Below are 19,167 nucleotides of genomic sequence, written 5' to 3'. Positions count from 1 at the left end.
TAGTGATTCCGTCAGTAGCGGCGAGCGAACGCGGAAGAGCCTAAACCAAGGAGCTTGCTCCTTGGGGTTGTGGGACGTCTCACATGGAGTCAGAAAGGTGTTTATTAGACGAAGAGGTCTGGAAAGGCCCGCCATAGAAGGTAATAGCCCTGTAATCGAAAGTAAATGCCCTCCGAGACGGATCCCGAGTACCGCGGGACACGTGAAACCCCGTGGGAATCTGGCAGGACCATCTGCTAAGGCTAAATACTCCCTGGTGACCGATAGTGAAGCAGTACCGTGAGGGAAAGGTGAAAAGCACCCCGGAAGGGGAGTGAAATAGAACCTGAAACCGTGTGCTTACAAGAAGTCAGAGCCCTATTCATGGGTGATGGCGTGCCTTTTGTAGAATGAACCGGCGAGTTACGTTTGCGTGCAAGGTTAAGGTGAAGAGCTGGAGCCGAAGCGAAAGCGAGTCTGAATAGGGCGAATAAGTACGTAGGCGTAGACCCGAAACCGTGTGATCTACCCCTGTCCAGGGTGAAGGTGCGGTAACACGCACTGGAGGCCCGAACCCACGCACGTTGAAAAGTGCGGGGATGAGGTGGGGGTAGCGGAGAAATTCCAATCGAACTCGGAGATAGCTGGTTCTCCCCGAAATAGCTTTAGGGCTAGCCTCGGAGTAAAGAGTCATGGAGGTAGAGCACTGATTGGATGCGGGGCCCGCCAAGGGTTACCAAGTTCAGTCAAACTCCGAATGCCATCGACTTATATCCGGGAGTCAGACAGTGGGTGCTAAGGTCCATTGTCAAGAGGGAAACAGCCCAGACCATCAGCTAAGGCCCCTAAATGTATGTTAAGTGGGAAAGGATGTGGAGTTGCCCAGACAACCAGGATGTTGGCTTAGAAGCAGCCATCATTTAAAGAGTGCGTAATAGCTCACTGGTCGAGTGACTCTGCGCCGAAAATGTAACGGGGCTAAACATACTGCCGAAGCTATGGATTGATACGTATGTATCAGTGGTAGGGGAGCGTTGTGTACCGGGTTGAAGGTAGACCGAGAGGACTGCTGGACTGTACACAAGTGAGAATGCCGGTATGAGTAACGAAAAGACATGTGAGAATCATGTCCGCCGAAAACCTAAGGGTTCCTGAGGAAGGCTCGTCCACTCAGGGTAAGTCGGGACCTAAGGCGAGGCCGAAAGGCGTAGTCGAAGGACAACAGGTTGAAATTCCTGTACCACCGTAACCGTTATGAGCAATGGGGGGACGCAGAAGGATAGGGACGCGAGCTGATGGATGCTCGTCCAAGCAGTGAGGCTGATGTGTAGGCAAATCCGCACATCGTAAGGCTGGGCTGTGATGGGGAGGGAAAATTACAGTACCGAAGGTCTTGATTTCATGCTGCCAAGAAAAGCCTCTAGCCAGGTGAAGGTGCCCGTACCGCAAACCGACACAGGTAGGTGAGAAGAGAATTCTAAGGCGCGCGGAAGAACTCTCGTTAAGGAACTCGGCAAAATGACCCCGTAACTTCGGGAGAAGGGGTGCCTCGGTAGGGTGAATAGCCCGAGGGGGCCGCAGTGAAAAGGCCCAAGCGACTGTTTAGCAAAAACACAGGTCTGTGCGAAGCCGCAAGGCGAAGTATACGGGCTGACGCCTGCCCGGTGCTGGAAGGTTAAGGGGAGTGGTTAGCCGCAAGGCGAAGCTATGAACCGAAGCCCCAGTAAACGGCGGCCGTAACTATAACGGTCCTAAGGTAGCGAAATTCCTTGTCAGGTAAATTCTGACCCGCACGAATGGCGTAACGACTTGGGCGCTGTCTCAACGAGAGATCCGGTGAAATTTTAATACCTGTGAAGATGCAGGTTACCCGCGACAAGACGGAAAGACCCCATGGAGCTTTACTACAGCTTGATATTGGACTTTGGTACGGACTGTACAGGATAGGTGGGAGCCTGAGAAGCCTGAGCGCCAGCTTAGGTGGAGGCGCCGTTGGGATACCACCCTGTTCGTATCGGAGTTCTAACCTAGGACCGTAATCCGGTTCGGGGACAGTGTCAGGTGGGTAGTTTGACTGGGGCGGTCGCCTCCTAAAGAGTAACGGAGGCGCCCCAAGGTTCCCTCAGAATGGTTGGAAATCATTCGAAGAGTGCAAAGGCATAAGGGAGCTTGACTGCGAGACCTACAAGTCGAGCAGGGACGAAAGTCGGGCTTAGTGATCCGGTGGTTCCGCATGGAAGGGCCATCGCTCAACGGATAAAAGCTACCCTGGGGATAACAGGCTTATCTCCCCCAAGAGTCCACATCGACGGGGAGGTTTGGCACCTCGATGTCGGCTCATCGCATCCTGGGGCTGAAGTAGGTCCCAAGGGTTGGGCTGTTCGCCCATTAAAGCGGTACGCGAGCTGGGTTCAGAACGTCGTGAGACAGTTCGGTCCCTATCTGTCGCGGGCGTAGGAAATTTGAGAGGAGCTGTCCTTAGTACGAGAGGACCGGGATGGACGCACCGCTGGTGTACCAGTTGTTCCGCCAGGAGCATAGCTGGGTAGCTATGTGCGGAAGGGATAAGCGCTGAAAGCATCTAAGCGTGAAGCCCCCCTCAAGATGAGATTTCCCAATTAGTAAGACCCCTTGAAGACGACGAGGTAGATAGGTTGGAGGTGGAAGCGCAGCAATGTGTGGAGCTGACCAATACTAATCGGTCGAGGGCTTATCCTATTTGATTCAAAACACGAACTTTCGCATTCAGTTTTCAGGGTATAGCCTGAAACATCATATTCCCTGATAGCTCAGTTGGTAGAGCACTCGACTGTTAATCGAGTTGTCACAGGTTCGAGTCCTGTTCGGGGAGCCATGGAGAGATGTCCGAGTTTGGTCGAAGGAGCACGATTGGAAATCGTGTAGGCGCCACAAGCGTCTCGAGGGTTCGAATCCCTCTCTCTCCGCCAGTTAATCTGGCCCGTTGGTCAAGGGGTTAAGACACCTCCCTTTCACGGAGGTAACAGGGGTTCGAATCCCCTACGGGTCACCATCGTAACTTTTCAACTGGTAAAAATTGAGGGTTGAACAAGTTGGAGAAGTTTGATAAGATATAAGAGTCGCTGGTGAAACAACGACAGTAACATGGACGCTTAGCTCAGCTGGGAGAGCATCTGCCTTACAAGCAGAGGGTCGGCGGTTCGATCCCGTCAGCGTCCACCATCATATCGCGGGGTGGAGCAGTCTGGTAGCTCGTCGGGCTCATAAACCGAAGGTCGTAGGTTCAAATCCTGCCCCCGCAACCAAATATGGAGCTGTGGTGTAGAGGCCTAACATGCCTGCCTGTCACGCAGGAGACCGCGGGTTCGAATCCCGTCAGCTCCGCCATTTAACTTCAATTCAAGTAAGTTAATTGAATAAGATTTCAATGAGGCTTGGTAGCTCAGTCGGTAGAGCAAAGGACTGAAAATCCTTGTGTCGGCGGTTCGATTCCGTCCCAAGCCACCATAGAAATTTCATGCCGGTGTAGCTCAGTTGGTAGAGCGGCTGACTTGTAATCAGTAGGTCGAGGGTTCGACTCCTTTCGCCGGCACCATTTTGGAGGATTAGCGAAGTGGCCAAACGCAGCAGACTGTAAATCTGTTCCCGTCCGGGTTCGGTGGTTCGAATCCATCATCCTCCACCATGTAGGGGCATAGTTTAAAGGTAGAACAACGGTCTCCAAAACCGTTGGTGTGGGTTCAATTCCTGCTGCCCCTGCCAAGAATATTTAATACAATATGGCGGTCGTGGCGAAGTGGTTAACGCATCGGATTGTGGCTCCGACACTCGAGGGTTCGATTCCCTTCGATCGCCCCATTATCACATTGGGGATTAGCCAAGCGGTAAGGCAACGGACTTTGACTCCGTCATGCATAGGTTCGAATCCTATATCCCCAGCCATTTGCGGACATAGCTCAGTGGTAGAGTATCGCCTTGCCAAGGCGAGGGTCGCGAGTTCGAATCTCGTTGTCCGCTCCAGATGTGGCGCCATAGCCAAGTGGTAAGGCAAAGCTCTGCAAAAGCTTTATTCCCCAGTTCAAATCTGGGTGGCGCCTCCAAACATCTTTTGTGCCCTTAGCTCAGCTGGATAGAGTATTTGACTACGAATCAAAAGGTCGGGAGTTCGAATCTCTCAGGGCACGCCATTAATTTCATATGCCGGTGTGGCGGAATTGGCAGACGCGCGCGACTCAAAATCGTGAGGGAAACCGTGGAGGTTCGAGTCCTCTCACCGGCACCATTAATGAACAAAGTATCCTTTAGGAAAAATCCTATAGGATTTTTTTTTTATGCTTTAAATCTTCAGTTAATGTCAGTGCCCCTAAAAAGACAAATAGTCAAATAAATATCAAACTCCTATTGCAGATGCCATTATCTATCATCCGAAGGTGTTTGGTGGATGCGACATTGCCCAAAAGCGCAAAATACCTGCTTTTATAGCACATCCTACACCTATCATTGTACCGACCAGTACTTTTACTATCCTTCCCTTCACCTTACGTATTCGATGGTTAAATAAAATAAGCTATCAGTTGAATCGACTGATGATATTATCATTTATAATCATGATGAATAAGTGGAGGCGTGAAACATTAAACTTGCCACCTCGAAGCTTAAGTAAAAATGAACTGTGTATTGACGGGCGTGAAATTCCAGTTTTGTATGGATGCAGTCCTACCGTGGTACCGTATGATCCAAAATGGAAAGACAGAGTATGTATGGAGGGGAGCTGGTTTGCACCTGAAGTGGACGAATGGCTTCCTTCACAGTCGTAGGAATCCTTTATCTCTGCAGGTACGCCGCCTATTGCAATTAGTTTTAGCAGTATGCCCTTAAAACAACCTGATCAAGTGTTTGGAATGATTAGGAAAGCATTAAATCAAACAGGGCAAAGGGGAATCATCATTACGGGCTGGAGCGGACTGTTGACTTCATTGAAAAACATCTCGCCGCTAGTCGTTTTTCTTAATAAAAGGGTGGCTGGAAATGAATAAAAAATGAGCCTTGCAGGGTCACACGAAGATAACTCGTATGAATGGCAAGGCTGTTTTGTTTCGCATGCATATTATTGATTTTCAGGAAGTAGTTCAGTCGTTGCCCTTTCCTCAACGGATGAATCAAGTGTTTGTTTAGTAATTTGCTTTATTTGTTCAGGACTATTGGTGAATCGCTTAATCATTTTCTCGATATCCAGACCAGACACATCTTTTAACATTTGGGGAGCAGTCGCCATAAGTTGTGTGACATAGTTGCTTACCCGTGCTGCACCTTCACCATTTCCTGTGTCAACGACAGTGAGCTTATCGATGGACTTGAGCGGCTCTGCAACTTTGCCAGCAAGTTCTGGCATCATCTTAACGACAATATCGAGTACAGCAGCTTCGCCAAACTTCTCGAACGCTTCAGCCAGCTTCTCCTTTGCTTCTGCTTCCGCTAAACCGCGCAGACGGATGACTTCAGCCTCAGCGGTACCACGGGCACGCTCTGCATCAGCAATTGCAAGGCCTTCCAGGCGCTTTTGTTCAGCAAGAGCTTTTGCCTCTGCTTCGATGCGATATTGCAGCGCATCCGCTTCGAGCACTTTGCGTGATTTTTCAGCCTCGGCAGATTGGACAACTGCGTAGCGATCTGCATCTGCCTTTTTTTTCACTTCCGCATCATATTGCTTCTCGCGGCGAAGAATTTCTTTGACTTCCAGATCAATTTCTCGTTCCTTGCGGACAATTTCCACGCGCATTTGTTCCTCAACAACGCTTTGCTTGGAACGTGCTTCTTGAATGAAGTATGCTTGGTCTGCTTCCGCACGAGCAAGATCTTGATCCTTTTTGAAGGCAGCGACCTTCAACTCTTTCTCTTTAGCAGCTTCAGCAATGTTTGTATCTCTAAGCAGTTCGGCCTTCATTCCTTCTTCTTCAGCTTTTGCCTTCTGAATTCGTGAATCGCGAACAGCTTCTGCTTCAGCAATGTCTGCATCACGTTTAACGGCTGCGATACGCGGTTTGCCGAGTGCATCTAAGTATCCGTGCTTATCTCGCACGTCTTTAATCGTAAAGGATACAATTTGCAGACCCATCTTCTTCAAATCTTTAGCAGCTACACCCTGCACTTCCTGAGCAAATCGATCACGGTTGCGATATACCTCTTCTACGGTCATAGAGCCTAGAATAGCGCGTAGATGACCCTCTAGGACTTCTTGAGCCTCACTCTTTAATGCTTCTGTCGGCTTGCCGAGGAATTGCTCTGCTGCCGTTGCAATGTCCTCTACGGTACCGCCAACTTTAATAATGGCAACCGCATCTGTCATGACTGGTACGCCTTGCTCGGTATACACCTCTGGTGTGGTTACGTCCAGCTTGTGTGAGAGTAAGGATAAAAACTGTGATTGCTGAAAGATCGGCAGGATGAATGCACCGCCGCCTCGAACAATTTTCATTTTTCGGCCTGATTCATCAGTCGATACGTTCTTGCGTCCTAGGTAGGATCCAGTAACGATCATGGTTTCGTCTGGGCTGACGGTTTTGTACCGAGCCCAAAATGCAAGACCAAGTACGAGTATGACGCCAATCAGGATTAATGGAATGAACAATGCTTCACTAAACTCCATGAAATACAGCTCCCTCTTTATATATTTGTATAGGCAAAGCCTGAATACACGTTGGTTACATATAATGAGGCAAAATCATATGTCTACAGCTAATTGCAGGATAACTCAATTTAATGTTCGGGACGGAGCATTTCCTCGGTAAGCGGGGATACATACAGGGTGTCTTCCTTTACTTCAACAACGACGATAGTCGTACCAGATGGAATGTCCTCTTTATCGAAGGAGGCTGCAATCTGATTTGTAACTCCGGCGCCAATTCGAACGATAACTTCACCATAACCCGCAGCCGGAATCGCAACATTTACTTCACCAATTTTGCCGGCCAGTTCAGCAATCGAGAACCCAATCGAATTCTCACTATTCTCCATCGGGCGAACATATAGAAAGTAAACACTAATGGATACTACAATAGCACCAGCAAGCGCGGTGAGGAGAATAGTTGTCGGCTGCCAAGCCGTATAACGGCCGAGCAGAATGCCGATTGCTCCAAGTGTGGATAAGCCGCTCACAAGAATGGTAGGCTGCAGCACAGTTAGATGGCTGTCTCCAACCAAACCATCGAATACGTGACTTAACACTTCTCCAATTAGAAGCGAAACGATAGCGTACAGAACACCGAATATAAGCAAGCCCCAATATAACGTTTGCATGACGATGCGCTCCTTTCTCATCGCTTGAAGGAAGTGACGCCTGCAGCGAGTGGGTAGTTATGGGAATATATACGTAGATAGCGAAACTTTGTTTCATGCCCGATCTCGACAGTCCAGTATAGGCTCGATCAAAGGTCGGTCAGGACCCCCGACTTGAGTCTAGGATCAAAAACCGTCCCCGGCCTGTTTTGGCAAAACACGTTTCCACCTAAAATAAAGACATAAGCAAGACACGACGAAAGGTGGTGACGAACCGAATGCAAACGAACAAAGGTAACACATTCGCTTTTGTACTGATCGCGCTGGGAGGATTCATTTTGCTTAGCAAGTTCGGGATACATCTTGGCAGCTGGTTTGGCTACTTGTTCCCTCTCATCTTGATTGCACTCGGCTACTATGGAGTGAAGGCAGGAAACTCATTCTTCGGGTGGATCTTTATCATTGTCGGAGCGATATCGCTTCTTGGGAAATTGTCCTGGATCATCGGTATCATCGTTGCCGTAGCAATGATTGGTTTCGGAATATCGATGTTGGGAGGCAAGCGAAACAAGAGCCATCCATTTTAACAGAAGCGATAATTAATAAAAGCAAATAGTCGGTTCAAGGAGGGTAAGACTGAATGAGCAACATTTTGAAAAGGGTTCGCGACATTACAATGGCTACGCTGAATGAACGGTTGGACAAAGCAGAAGATCCTGTTCGCCTGATTGACCAGTTCCTGATGCGTACACGACATGATATCACGGAGGCAGACCGTCTCTATCAACAATATGTCATGCATGCGAATCAAATGAGAAATCAAATGAATCAAGCACAGGAATTATGCATTCGCAGAGAACAGCAGGCGATGCTGGCCTTGAAGGCGGGGAGGAGTTCGCAGCCAAGATTGCATTGCAAGAGAAGCTGATGCATGAGGATAAGGTACAGCAGTATTCAGAATTGTACGAAAAGAGCAAGGACGCGATTCTTGAGCTGGAAGAGCAATTGAACATGTTGAAGAGCGAATATCAAGCTGTATATGACAAGCGCCAATATTACATCGCAAGAATGCAGACGGTTCGTTTGCAGCAGCAAATGAACGAACGTTTTGGACAGTATGGTGTTGGGCAAGTGGATAGTATGTTCCGAAGACTCGAGGATCGTGTATCAGGAATGGAATGGGAAACGCAAGGCATTCAAGATGTGCGCCGCATGAGCGGGCAAACAATGGGCAATATCAACCCGGAACGGGATATGGCTTTGAAGCGCGAAATGGAGCGCCTGAAACAAAAATTAGATTCGGCAAAGGAGTGAAATAAGCCATGAACAGAAAGTTGTACCGTTCGACACGGGATCGTAAAGTATGCGGTCTCCTCGGCGGCTTAGGTGAATGGCTTGGATTCGATGTCACTCTGCTGCGTGTCCTGTTTGTAATCGGAGTTTTCTTCTCGGCGTTTACATTAATCGCCGTATACTTTGTGGTATCACTAGTAGTACCTAAGGATCCATACCAGCCATATGGGCCTAACGGTTACGGTGCAGGCCCATATGGAGGCGGCTATCAAGGCCATCAGGGTTACCAAGGCGGCTACTCCAACGATCCGAACTATTACAACGGACCTCGAGCAGCAGGCCCGACGAATCCATACGGTTCTTCCACATTTGGAGGAATGAAGCAAACCAACAGTTATGATGCGGATTACGCATCTTCTAATGATTCTTCCATTGATTCGATGATGATGGATATCGAGAAAAAAGCATTGAAAAAAGAAATCGAAGAACTTCGCCAAAAGGTAGCGAAGTACGAGAGAGGGGACAAATAAGATGGGTGTATTTAAACGTATTAAAGACATGACTAAGGCTTCTGTACATGAGTTGTTGGACAAAGTTGAAGATCCAGTAGTAATGTTGAATCAATATTTGCGCGACATGGAAGAAGAAATCCATGATGCAGAAGTAACCGTTGCGAAGCAAATGGCAAATGAACGCCAAATTAAACATCGTTATGATGAGGCTATTCGCTTCACGGCTGATCGCGAAGCACAGGCAGAACGCGCATTGAAGTCTGGACAAGAAGAGATGGCGCGCAAATTCCTGGAAGAAAAACTGTACTACGATCAAAAAGTTGCTGAATACGGTGACCTGCATGCCCAAGCACAAGGACATGCGGAAGAATTGATGCATCAGTTGCGTTCCATGAAGGATGAATTCTACAAGCTGCGCAACAAGCGCAATGAATTGGCTGCTCGTGCGCAAATGGCGAAGGCACGCAAGCAAATGTCTTCCATTTCAAGCAACCATGCCATCGAGTCAGGTTCTGCATCCCGCGGTTTCCACCGTATGGAAGAGAAGATTATGCAATTGGAAGCAGAAGCTGAAGTGATGCGTGTACCTTACGGCGGATATGCAGGTACATCATCTACTTACCAGCCGCCTGTAGATGTAGAGAAGGAAATGAAGGTTAACGAACAATTGGCAGCATTGAAGCAAAAATTGGGCCAAACGGAACAATAAATCCTTGGGAGATGTCCTAGGTTATGATATGCTAACATAGGTAGCTTACGGCGATGCGCTAGCATCGCCGTAAGTGCTATCCGCGAATGTTTGTGACAGGAGGTGCGACATGAATAAAAACAACCGATTGCTTGCGTATATTCTAATCTTTTTCGGATTGCTCATATTAATCGGCAAGTGGCTTAGTTTCGTAACGTTTGTCGCCCTTGTTATGCTGTATTTCGGCATGCGCAAAGTTCGTGCTGCAGAATTGCGTGTAGGGTACACCTTGCTTGGTATAGGTGGAACACTCTTGCTCTTGGAACATTTAATGCTGTTCGTCGGAATCATCTTGATATCGTTAGGGATATTCTATTCGCGTACTCGTAAAGATCAGAAACATGAGCATGTTGAAAAGCGCCAAAACATTACATCCAGTTTGAAATGGGATCGAGTTCCATATATTTTGCATAGCCAGAGCATGTGGCATTTGATTGGGGAAAGTGATATTGATTTGTCCTTGGCAATACTGGAAGAGCCGGAAACGACTCTCATCTTTCAAGGCGTATTAGGTGATATGGACATTACGATTCCAGACGACATTGGTGTGTATATCGAAGCTACGGTCATTTTTGGACAAATTGATGTGGGACGCGATAAAGAAACTGGATTTTTGAACAAGTGGACGTGGCGATCGTCGAATTACGAGTTCATGGAACAAAGAGTGAGACTCCATATTTCTTACATCGTAGGAGATATTGATATCAGGTTGCACATGTAGGTAGGACAGGTTAGCGGAGAAAGGAGATGCAGAGGCCGGCATGGAACCAAAAAAGCATGTGAATATGGTAGTACGATTAATGGGCGAGACGCTTCTCCTTTCTATCATACTATTCTTTGTCATCATTTATTTAATGCAATCATATGGTTATGTGCAGCCTTTTGAAAGCTGGATCGCAGGCGTAAAGGCCACATTGTCCGTATTGTTTGTCGTCGCAATTATTACGTCGATATTTGCGTTCTTTCAAGGTTATCGGATGAAGCGGCGGGTGGAACTGCTGCGCGAATCGATGCTGCTCTTGGAGAAGGGAAATTTATCGCGGCCGATGCCGGATCTCGGGGATGATGAGATAGGACAGCTCGCTGAGCAGTTGGAGCGGGTAAGCAAGCGTTGGGAAGAGCAAGTGACATCGATGCAGCGCTTGTCCACGAATAATGCTCAATTAGCAGAGCAGGCTCGGATTTCTGCGATTATTGAAGAGCGGCAACGCTTGGCGCGGGAGTTGCATGATGCAGTAAGCCAGCAATTATTTGCAATATCCATGACAGCTACCGCTGTAAGGAGAACACTGGATGTTGATTTTGATCGGGCGGTGCGACAGGTGGAGCTGATTGAGGAAATGGCTTCTGTTGCCCAGTCCGAGATGCGTGCGCTGCTGCTTCATTTGCGTCCTGTACATTTGGAAGGAAAGGGCTTGGCCCAAGGCTTGTCGGAGCTGATCCGTGAGCTTCAGTCCAAAATTCCAATTGAAATTCATTGCGAAATGGATGATCATATTGGGTTAGTGAAAGGTGTAGAGAACCATCTGTTCCGAATTGTCCAGGAGGCGCTTTCAAATACATTGAGGCACTCCAAGGCATCACGAATGGAGATCAAGTTGCAAAATCGAGGTGACTTTGTTCGTTTATACCTTCGCGATAATGGGATAGGATTTGATTGGGACGATAAGAAGCAAGCGAGCTATGGCCTTCGCACGATGCAGGAACGGGTGAATGAGGTGGGAGGCTCCATTCAGTTCATCACTGCGCCTGACAAAGGGACCCGGATCGAGATTCGAGTTCCTGTCATGAGAGAAGAGCCTGGTTTGAAGGAGGAAGAGTTGAACGATGGAGATGGAAGCATCAATGATGGACAATCCTATTAAAGTATTGTTGGTAGATGACCATGAAATGGTTCGCATCGGCCTTGCTGCAGTGCTGAATACAGAAGATGGCATTGAGGTTGTAGGAGAAGCAAGCAATGGGATGGACGGAATACGTCTCGCCCAAGAATATAAGCCTGATGTTGTCTTAATGGATCTTGTGATGGATGGCATGGATGGCATAGAGACGACCCGCAAGCTACTGCAGTTGTATCCTGACTGCAAAGTAATTGTGCTTACGAGTTATTTGGACGATGAAAAGATGTATCCAGTTATTGAAGCCGGAGCCTTTAGTTATCTATTAAAGACGTCCCGCGCTACCGAAATTGCAGAAGCAATCCGGGCAGCGGCCAGAGGACAATCTGTATTGGAATCGCAGGTCGCTTCCAAGATGATGAATCGTTTCCGCCAGCCTGCGCAGCCATCTGCAGCGCATGAGCAATTGACAGAGCGTGAAATGGACGTGTTGCGCTTATTAGCCCAAGGAAAGTCCAATCAGGATATCGCTGATGATCTGTTCATCGGAATTAAGACGGTAAAATTTCATGTTACAAATATTTTGGCCAAGCTTGGTGTCGAGGATCGCACACAGGCTGCAATTTACGCGTATAAGAACGGATTGGCTGAATAGCAAAAACCCGAGCGCTTTCTTAGGAAAGTGTTCGGGTTTTTTTTAATGGATGGAGGAGTAGATGCAGGATTTCTAAATAAAAAGCAGAAAAATAAGGAAACTAAAGCCAAATCAAGGGCAATGCGTCCACCAGGGAAGAAAGGGCCGGCTCTGTAGGTTTCAAATGCGCTTGTGTGCACTTGATTCGATGCATCTGCAGTTTGAAGCTTGCTGTTGTTCTTTTTCCCTTTACGTGTTTTAGTCTGGGGGGGCTCAGCAGAGATAGAGGGAACATGGGAGTTAGTAGCAATATCGCCATTTAGTATGATTTTCCCTCTCTCACATGAGGTCAGTCGTCCAATGTATTGATCTCCATTTTGCATGACAACGCACACGGGTCGACCGCACAATTGTCGGATGAATGTCTCATCCAGAGGAACGGGAATCACGGGGGATAAGCCTCCATTCTTGTCGGTTGTCTATGTCAATAGTCTATTCCAGGAATAAATGTTACGTATGGTCATTCACCTAGAAGAAGCCCGCCTAATTATGAGAGGTATAATTCTCCGATAAGGTAAGGTGATGGAAGGATGATGCATGCAGTACGTCGTTCAGTCATTGCAACAGTAGGGCTGGTGTTGTTAGCGTTTTGCGGCGCAATTGCGATCATTGGAAGCAGTGATCAATGGCAGTGGACGGGAGGCAACGGGACGGATGCAAATATTGATCTTGTGAAGCGGGTAAACATGCTCTGGGTGCTTGCTGAATTGGTCGGATCAAAGAAAGCACGCACTACAGTGCTCATCCAAGGAAATTATGCAGCCGGCGGAAATCTAGAAAAGAAGATCGAGCAGTGGCAGAAGGATACGGGGATCACGGTACAGCTGATTCAAAAGCAGGAGCAGGGTAAAAACGTGTATCGCGGGAAATTCGTCTCGGATTCAATTGAAGAAGCAGTACTATGGTTTCAAGAAGATGATGGGCGTGCATACTATACGATATCCATACAAGGTTCAGCCAGAACCGGAATGACACAGGCGGCGGCGGAAGGGGAACGGATTATGAAGAGGGTGCCAGCGCGCTATGGGGCGGAATGGACAGCTACCGTTCAAACGATAACGAGTCATTCGCTTAAGGATAGTTTTGAACGTGCGGAGCGAGCGCTGCAGGAATGGGGAAAGGCTGAACCGCTCGATCGCTATGAGGATGAGCGCACGATTAGTATATCGTACCAGACTGATTATATGGGAGCAGGGGTGCAGATGAAGCAAGGCACAGCGAATTTGCAGCTCGCTATTCATGAAAATAGAGATAAGGGAGAAACGCGAATATCCTTTGGAACACCGCTGATTGCAGGCGAATATTAGTGAGAATGGAATGAGAATTGCCGTGGTGCCAAGCTATGAGAATAATACTTGACGTCAAGGAAAGAATGGAATCTGCTCGGTAAGTATGCTAAAATGGCATCACATCCGAAATAGGAACTATATCAGATCTATAAACGAGTGTAAGGATGATGGAGAGAGATGACTGTGATGCAAAATCATGAATCCCAATTGGCAGAAGGTGCCGTCTTCTACATATTCGGTGCTACCGGCGACTTAGCTCGCCGCAAATTGTTCCCGGCTATATATAGTCTGTATCGCGAAGGCAAGCTAGGAGAACGCTTCGCAGTTATCGGACTAGCCCGCCGTGCTCGTACGCATGAGGAATTCCGTCAGGATGTGCGTGCGTCAATCGACGAATTTTGCCGTTATCCGGTTCAAAATGATGAGGAATGGAACCGGTTTGCTAAGCATTTTGAGTACAAGCCGTTGGATATTAATAATGTTGACGGCTTCCGCGAGCTGCGTGAGCAATCTGAGAATATCGAACACGAGTATGATATCCCAGGAAACCGTCTGTTCTACTTGGCACTGGCTCCGGAATTGTTCGGAAGTGTATCGCACAATCTTCGTGAAGGCGGATTGCTGGAAAGCAAGGGCTGGCACCGTCTCGTAATCGAGAAGCCATTCGGTTACGATCTTCCGTCAGCAGAGAAGCTGAACGAAGAAATCCGTCAGGTGTTTAAGGAAGAAGAAGTGTACCGTATCGACCACTACCTTGGCAAAGAAATGGTACAGAACATTGAAGTGCTACGGTTCGCGAATGCTTTCTTCGAGCCGCTCTGGAACAATAAGCATATTGCGAATATTCAAATTTCCCTGTCTGAGACAGTTGGCGTTGAAGAACGCGGAGGCTATTACGATCATGCAGGAGCATTGCGTGATATGGCGCAGAACCATATGCTGCAAATGCTGACGATGATTGCAATGGAGCCGCCTAGCCGTTTGCATCCGGAAGATATCCGTGATGAGAAAGTGAAGGTTCTTCGCTCGCTGCGCCAATACCTTGAGCAAGAGGATGTACAGCGCAACGTTGTGCGTGGCCAATATTCTTCCGGTTCCTTGAACGGCAAAGAGCTTCCGGGCTATCGCGAGGAAGATAAGGTGAACCCGGCTTCCGTAACGGAAACTTATTTTGCAGCACGCGTATACGTAGATAATTTCCGCTGGGCGGGTGTACCGTTCTATATTCGGACAGGCAAGCGTCTGCCGGTGAAGACGACTGAAGTCGTGGTTGAATTCAAGAACATGCCAACGAACGTATATCTCGGTCAGAAGCATAAGCTGGAGCCAAACTTGCTCGTAATCCGCGTAAATCCGATGGAAGGCATTTATGTGAAGCTTAATGGTAAGAAGCCAGGTGCGGAAGGCGGCGTTCAACCGCTTGCAATGGACTTCTGTCAAAGCTGCATGGTTGGCATCAATACGCCTGAAGCTTATGAGCGTCTGATCTTTGATGCTGCTCGCGGCGACTCTACGTACTTTACACGTTGGGACGAAGTGGCTACTGCCTGGTCATTCGTTGATAATATCGCAAAAGCATGGAAGAAATCCGATGAGGATCTGTTTACTTATCCAGCAGGCTCTTGGGTCCCTGAACAAGCAGACAAGCTTCTGCAGGAAGATGGCTTCCACTGGTGGCCTGTCAATGGACAGGAAGAAAGTGAAGTTGTCTGGACGAAGTAGTTCGTTCGTATAGAATAGAATGATAACGAGCTGTGCCCTGTACAGGCACAGCTTTTTTGTGGAGTTTTAGTGAAGTCTGCTTATTGGAGAATATGCTTCATTTTTAAAGTGCCGGTCTCGTGGCTATGACGGGGGATGGTTTAATTCCTATCAAAAAACTCGGAAAAGCTATTGTTTTCTGAAAAAATATAGTTATACTAGATTCTATAGCTTGTTAACCATCAATCGGGAGGAATCAACATGAAACGCAACAAACTATGGATCATCGGGCTGCTCACTCTCATCGTCCTCGTGGTGAGTGCATGCGGTAATAATACGACTCCTGCGAAGGATTCAACAGCCACTACGGCGGAAGGGTCAGGCCAACCGAAGGATGGAGGCAATATTATTATTGCAGTACACGAGGATCCTCGTGTATTGAACCCAATGTATTCGAATGACCGCGTTACATTGACGATAAATCAAACCTTGTATGCGCCGTTGTATACGGTTGAAGACGGAGGCAAGAAGAAGTTCGTACTTGCGGAGAGCATGACTCCATCGAAGGATTTCTTGACTTACACGCTGAAGCTGCGCAAAGGCTTGACATGGCATGACGGCAAGCCGCTCACAGCAGACGATGTCGTCTTCACAATGAACAGCATCTTGGATGAGAAGCAGCACAGTACGGATCGTGAATCTTACATCTTTAATGGCAAACCGCTGCAAGCGAAGAAGGTAGATGACCTGACAGTTGATTTCGTTCTTCCGCAGCCTACTGCTTCCTTTGAGGGTATATTCGCATCATTTAAGCCCATTCCGAAGCATATTTTCGAAGGCGAAGCTGACATTGAGAAGAGCAGTAAAAATGCGAATCCAATCGGTTCTGGCGCCTATAAGTTCAAAGAATATCGCCCAGGCGAATATGTAACATTGGACCGCTACGATAACTATTTCGCTGGCAAGGGACATTTGGATCAAATCATTTACCGCATTGCGAAAGATCCGAACGCAGCGAACTTGGCGTTGCAAAATGGCGAGTTGAATATGCGCAAGGTTGATCCTGCCGATTACAATAAGTTGAATGCAAGCGGCAAGCTTAACATGGTCGTATATCCTGAGGGCCGTTTGAATTACCTCGTATTTAACATGAACGTGGATGCAATGCAGAAGAAGGAAGTTCGCCAAGCGATCTCATATGCAATTAACAAGGAAGAGCTGATTCAATTGGCTTATGGTTCGGCAGAGTTCGCAGATCCGGCTTCATCGATTTTTACACCGGATACGACGTACTACACAGCAGATGTTGAGAAGTATGACTATAGTGCGGAAAAGGCGAAGGAATTGCTGCAAAAAGCGGGCGTAAGCAACCTGAAGCTGAAGCTTGCATACTCAAATGCCGTCAAGATTCAAACAAGCCAAGCGTTGTATATTCAACAAAAGCTGAAAGAAGTAGGTATCGAAGTTGAATTGATGCCACTTGAGTCTGGTACATTCTCCAATATGGCGCTTGATCCAGACAACACGAAATTCGATCTGTCCTTCAATGGTTATGTTATGGGAACTGAACCGGATTCGTACAAATCGCTCTACTTGAGCAATCAATTGTACAACTACGGCCACTACAATAATCCAGAGCTTGATAAGCTGTGGGAACAAGCAGCAGTAGAAATGGACGGCACAAAGCGTGGAGAACTGTACAAACAAATCCAACAAACGATTGCGAATGAAGCGGTTATATATCCAATTGCGAACGACAAAGCAATTATTGCGGTAGACAAGCGTTATGGCGGTCTTGAAGAAGCGGTTGCGAAGCCGGTCTTCATGTTCGAAGATTTGTCCAAAATTTATATGAAATAAGCACGGATCACTCGATAACGAACGTATACATCCAGAATACAGGCGCCAGCAAGAGCTGGCACCTGCACGGAGGGGATTGAATTGCAGAAATACATCTTACGACGCATTCTGCAAGCCATTCCACTGCTCTGGTTTATTTCAATCGTATCATTCGCGCTCATCAAACTAGCACCGGGAGATCCGGTGCTTTCGTTCGTCACACCGAACATGAACGCGGAGGATATAGAGCGAATACGTCATGACCTTGGATTGACGGAACCAATCATCGTGCAGTATTGGAATTGGCTCAAAAATGTATTTTCAGGGGATTTAGGCTACTCACTGATGAGCCACAGGCCGGTAACGGAATTAATTTTAGAGCGGCTTCCCGCAACGATCGGTCTTATGGGCTCGGCTATGCTGCTGTCACTTTTCATCTCGGTACCGCTTAGCATGTACGCTGCGTCACGTAAAAATCGTCTTAGCGACCGCGGCCTGAGTTTACTGTCATATATCGGGATTTCGATCCCAAGTTTCTGGTTCGGTATTATGCTGATTTATATTTTTGCCTTGAAATTAAACCTGCTCCCAAGTATGGGAATGCGTACAATCGGAGTGGATTCGACGCTTGACATTCTGAAACACGGGATTCTGCCTTGTACGGTGCTGACCTTCATGAATGTGTCTGTCTATATGCGATACATCCGCTCACATACCATAAGTCAGCTGGAAGAGGACTATGTCCAAATCCAGTATGCCTACGGATCTACGCAGGGCACGGTATTGCGGCGCCATGTGCTGAAAAATGTGCTGCTTCCTGTCGTTACGATTCTCGGCATGTCCTTCCCTGAACTGATTGCGGGAGCATTTATTACTGAATCAGTATTTTCATGGCCAGGGATGGGAGCATTAGGGATTACTTCGGTATTTCAACTGGATTACCCTGTGATTATGGGCATTACGATGATCTCTTCCGTTATGCTGGTTGTCGGGAACTTGATTGCTGACCTGCTGTACGGGGTAGTGGATCCACGAATTAAGACAACGGGGTGAGTCAGATGAATCGAATGATATGGCGAAATATCGTCACACAATTGAAAGAACAGAAACTGGCCCTGGTAGCATTGATTCTACTCGCGGTTCTCATTGCCGCTTCCCTATTGGCATTCTTAAGTCCTCATGATCCAGATAAAATGATTGTGACGGAAACACTCCAGTCTCCAAGCATATCTCATTGGTTCGGTACAGATGACCAAGGACGCGATGTGTTCGCACGGGCCCTGTATGGGGGACGCATTTCCCTTAGCGTCGGTTTCTTATCGATGTTTATAGCGGTGCTGGTAGGTACAGCCGTAGGAACAGTCAGCGGTTATTTTGGCGGCTGGATTGATAATACGTTAATGCGGATTGTTGATATTTTAATGTCGATACCGTCCTTCTTCTTAATGCTTATTTTAAATGCTTACTTGAAGCCAGGGATAACAACGATCGTACTCATTATTGGGCTGCTTAGCTGGATGAACATATCGAGAATCGTGCGTGCAGAAACATTGTCCGTCAAGGAACGGGAATATGTTTTGTATGCACGTGTATCAGGCCAAAGCACGTTCGGCATCATCTGGAAGCATATTATTCCGAATATTATGCCTACGATTATCGTTACGGCAACGATCAATATTGCAGGGGCAATTATGATGGAGTCATCATTAAGCTTCCTGGGCCTTGGAGTACAGCCGCCGAATGCTTCCTGGGGAAGCATGTTGAACAGCGCGCAAGGGTATATCGGGGAGGCGCCTTATATGGCCTTGTTCCCGGGATTACTTATTCTGGTTACGGTGCTGTCGTTCAACTTCCTCGGAGACGTGCTGCGTGTTGCTTTTGAGCCAAAAGCGAATCAACGTTAGTCCATAGAAACCGAAAACTTCTATTTTGCAGGATATAAACTAATTTGCAGGGCTGTAAACTAGTATGCACTAATTAGGTCTGAAATCAGCCGCCAACGGTGCAGATGCAGGACTAA

13 protein-coding genes, 16 tRNA genes, 1 rRNA gene and 1 pseudogene (1 of these 31 cut by a window edge) are annotated in these 19,167 nt (G+C 47.6%); 29 read left to right on the top strand and 2 right to left on the bottom strand.

All coding sequences use genetic code 11. From position 1 onward, the window contains the following. The 17 genes from PAV_RS26620 to PAV_RS26540 form a co-directional block, all read left to right on the top strand. A 23S ribosomal RNA gene (locus PAV_RS26620) occupies positions 1-2,697 on the top strand (it extends 230 nt beyond the left edge of the window). Positions 2,698-2,757: 60 nt separating this feature from the next. After that, positions 2,758-2,833: transfer RNA gene (locus PAV_RS26615), tRNA-Asn, on the top strand. A 1-nt stretch (position 2,834) separates the two neighbouring features. Then, positions 2,835-2,927 (top strand) — tRNA-Ser (locus tag PAV_RS26610). An 8-nt stretch (positions 2,928-2,935) separates the two neighbouring features. Continuing rightward, a tRNA-Glu gene (locus PAV_RS26605) sits at positions 2,936-3,010 on the top strand. Between the two features lie 94 nt (positions 3,011-3,104). After that, positions 3,105-3,180: transfer RNA gene (locus PAV_RS26600), tRNA-Val, on the top strand. A 6-nt stretch (positions 3,181-3,186) separates the two neighbouring features. Then, a tRNA-Met gene (locus PAV_RS26595) sits at positions 3,187-3,263 on the top strand. A gap of 5 nt (positions 3,264-3,268) precedes the next feature. Beyond that, a tRNA-Asp gene (locus PAV_RS26590) sits at positions 3,269-3,345 on the top strand. A gap of 44 nt (positions 3,346-3,389) precedes the next feature. Beyond that, positions 3,390-3,465: transfer RNA gene (locus PAV_RS26585), tRNA-Phe, on the top strand. 12 nt (positions 3,466-3,477) lie between these two features. Then, positions 3,478-3,553: transfer RNA gene (locus PAV_RS26580), tRNA-Thr, on the top strand. A gap of 4 nt (positions 3,554-3,557) precedes the next feature. Further along, positions 3,558-3,643, top strand: a tRNA-Tyr gene (locus tag PAV_RS26575). A 3-nt stretch (positions 3,644-3,646) separates the two neighbouring features. Then, positions 3,647-3,720: transfer RNA gene (locus PAV_RS26570), tRNA-Trp, on the top strand. Positions 3,721-3,740: 20 nt separating this feature from the next. After that, a tRNA-His gene (locus tag PAV_RS26565) sits at positions 3,741-3,816 on the top strand. Between the two features lie 9 nt (positions 3,817-3,825). Continuing rightward, positions 3,826-3,900 (top strand) — tRNA-Gln (locus PAV_RS26560). Between the two features lie 3 nt (positions 3,901-3,903). After that, positions 3,904-3,978: transfer RNA gene (locus PAV_RS26555), tRNA-Gly, on the top strand. A 5-nt stretch (positions 3,979-3,983) separates the two neighbouring features. Continuing rightward, positions 3,984-4,058: transfer RNA gene (locus PAV_RS26550), tRNA-Cys, on the top strand. 10 nt (positions 4,059-4,068) lie between these two features. Next, positions 4,069-4,145, top strand: a tRNA-Arg gene (locus tag PAV_RS26545). Between the two features lie 12 nt (positions 4,146-4,157). Further along, a tRNA-Leu gene (locus PAV_RS26540) sits at positions 4,158-4,240 on the top strand. Between the two features lie 825 nt (positions 4,241-5,065). On the opposite strand, the gene PAV_RS26535 is transcribed toward PAV_RS26540, so the two are convergent. Together PAV_RS26535 and PAV_RS26530 are read right to left on the bottom strand one after the other, a co-directional pair. Next, the gene (locus tag PAV_RS26535; protein ID WP_005551221.1) at positions 5,066-6,604 is read right to left on the bottom strand and encodes a flotillin family protein; all 1,539 of its coding nucleotides are present in this window, start codon (positions 6,602-6,604) and stop codon (positions 5,066-5,068) included. Between the two features lie 110 nt (positions 6,605-6,714). After that, complete coding sequence (locus tag PAV_RS26530) at positions 6,715-7,254, bottom strand: NfeD family membrane protein (RefSeq protein WP_005551220.1); 540 nt, start codon at positions 7,252-7,254, stop codon at positions 6,715-6,717. Positions 7,255-7,511: 257 nt separating this feature from the next. Between PAV_RS26530 and PAV_RS26525 the strand changes: the two genes are divergently transcribed. The 12 genes and pseudogenes from PAV_RS26525 (at position 7,512) to PAV_RS26470 (ending at position 19,051) form a co-directional block, all read left to right on the top strand. Then, positions 7,512-7,820 carry a LiaF transmembrane domain-containing protein gene (locus PAV_RS26525; protein ID WP_005551219.1) on the top strand — a complete coding sequence of 103 codons (309 nt, stop codon included), beginning with the start codon at positions 7,512-7,514 and terminating at the stop codon, positions 7,818-7,820. Between the two features lie 53 nt (positions 7,821-7,873). Then, positions 7,874-8,547 (top strand): annotated as a pseudogene (locus PAV_RS26520) (PspA/IM30 family protein). Positions 8,548-8,555: 8 nt separating this feature from the next. After that, positions 8,556-9,056, top strand: a complete 501-nt coding sequence (locus PAV_RS26515; protein WP_005551211.1) for a PspC domain-containing protein — start codon at positions 8,556-8,558, stop codon at positions 9,054-9,056. 1 nt (position 9,057) lies between these two features. Next, positions 9,058-9,747: a PspA/IM30 family protein gene (locus PAV_RS26510; RefSeq protein WP_005551210.1), complete on the top strand. Its 690-nt coding sequence runs from the start codon at positions 9,058-9,060 to the stop codon at positions 9,745-9,747. A gap of 109 nt (positions 9,748-9,856) precedes the next feature. Next, positions 9,857-10,507: a cell wall-active antibiotics response protein LiaF gene (gene liaF, locus PAV_RS26505; RefSeq protein ID WP_005551209.1), complete on the top strand. Its 651-nt coding sequence runs from the start codon at positions 9,857-9,859 to the stop codon at positions 10,505-10,507. 40 nt (positions 10,508-10,547) lie between these two features. Beyond that, the gene (locus PAV_RS26500; RefSeq protein ID WP_005551208.1) at positions 10,548-11,651 is read left to right on the top strand and encodes a sensor histidine kinase; all 1,104 of its coding nucleotides are present in this window, start codon (positions 10,548-10,550) and stop codon (positions 11,649-11,651) included. Beyond that, positions 11,635-12,279: a response regulator transcription factor gene (locus PAV_RS26495; protein WP_171416987.1), complete on the top strand. Its 645-nt coding sequence runs from the start codon at positions 11,635-11,637 to the stop codon at positions 12,277-12,279. Before PAV_RS26500 ends, PAV_RS26495 begins: the two co-directional genes overlap by 17 nt. Positions 12,280-12,848: 569 nt before the next feature. Beyond that, positions 12,849-13,625: a YwmB family TATA-box binding protein gene (locus PAV_RS26490; protein WP_040736947.1), complete on the top strand. Its 777-nt coding sequence runs from the start codon at positions 12,849-12,851 to the stop codon at positions 13,623-13,625. A 159-nt stretch (positions 13,626-13,784) separates the two neighbouring features. Further along, positions 13,785-15,329, top strand: a complete 1,545-nt coding sequence (gene zwf, locus PAV_RS26485; protein ID WP_040736945.1) for a glucose-6-phosphate dehydrogenase — start codon at positions 13,785-13,787, stop codon at positions 15,327-15,329. A gap of 240 nt (positions 15,330-15,569) precedes the next feature. Further along, complete coding sequence (locus tag PAV_RS26480) at positions 15,570-17,168, top strand: ABC transporter substrate-binding protein (protein WP_005551200.1); 1,599 nt, start codon at positions 15,570-15,572, stop codon at positions 17,166-17,168. An 81-nt stretch (positions 17,169-17,249) separates the two neighbouring features. Continuing rightward, positions 17,250-18,200 carry an ABC transporter permease gene (locus PAV_RS26475; protein WP_005551198.1) on the top strand — a complete coding sequence of 317 codons (951 nt, stop codon included), beginning with the start codon at positions 17,250-17,252 and terminating at the stop codon, positions 18,198-18,200. A 5-nt stretch (positions 18,201-18,205) separates the two neighbouring features. Further along, entirely contained in the window at positions 18,206-19,051 is an 846-nt protein-coding gene (locus PAV_RS26470) for an ABC transporter permease (protein WP_040736943.1), read from the top strand. Positions 19,052-19,167: the final 116 nt, after the last annotated feature.

This window comes from Paenibacillus alvei DSM 29 (assembly GCF_000293805.1).
In the GTDB taxonomy this organism is placed as follows: domain Bacteria; phylum Bacillota; class Bacilli; order Paenibacillales; family Paenibacillaceae; genus Paenibacillus_B; species Paenibacillus_B alvei.
Note: the sequence above shows the minus strand (reverse complement) of the source record. Positions and strands in the feature narration are given on the sequence as shown.

What these genes read in the sequence shown, in the direction of transcription:
- PAV_RS26490 (WP_040736947.1), top strand. Translation starts at nt 12,849, where the DNA reads ATGATGCATGCAGTACGTCGTTCAGTCATTGCAACAGTAGGGCTGGTG.
- liaF (WP_005551209.1), top strand. Translation starts at nt 9,857, where the DNA reads ATGAATAAAAACAACCGATTGCTTGCGTATATTCTAATCTTTTTCGGA.
- PAV_RS26530 (WP_005551220.1), bottom strand. Translation starts at nt 7,254, where the DNA reads ATGCAAACGTTATATTGGGGCTTGCTTATATTCGGTGTTCTGTACGCT.
- zwf (WP_040736945.1), top strand. Translation starts at nt 13,785, where the DNA reads ATGACTGTGATGCAAAATCATGAATCCCAATTGGCAGAAGGTGCCGTC.
- PAV_RS26535 (WP_005551221.1), bottom strand. Translation starts at nt 6,604, where the DNA reads ATGGAGTTTAGTGAAGCATTGTTCATTCCATTAATCCTGATTGGCGTC.
- PAV_RS26525 (WP_005551219.1), top strand. Translation starts at nt 7,512, where the DNA reads ATGCAAACGAACAAAGGTAACACATTCGCTTTTGTACTGATCGCGCTG.
- PAV_RS26510 (WP_005551210.1), top strand. Translation starts at nt 9,058, where the DNA reads ATGGGTGTATTTAAACGTATTAAAGACATGACTAAGGCTTCTGTACAT.
- PAV_RS26470 (WP_040736943.1), top strand. Translation starts at nt 18,206, where the DNA reads ATGAATCGAATGATATGGCGAAATATCGTCACACAATTGAAAGAACAG.
- PAV_RS26500 (WP_005551208.1), top strand. Translation starts at nt 10,548, where the DNA reads ATGGAACCAAAAAAGCATGTGAATATGGTAGTACGATTAATGGGCGAG.
- PAV_RS26515 (WP_005551211.1), top strand. Translation starts at nt 8,556, where the DNA reads ATGAACAGAAAGTTGTACCGTTCGACACGGGATCGTAAAGTATGCGGT.
- PAV_RS26480 (WP_005551200.1), top strand. Translation starts at nt 15,570, where the DNA reads ATGAAACGCAACAAACTATGGATCATCGGGCTGCTCACTCTCATCGTC.
- PAV_RS26495 (WP_171416987.1), top strand. Translation starts at nt 11,635, where the DNA reads ATGGACAATCCTATTAAAGTATTGTTGGTAGATGACCATGAAATGGTT.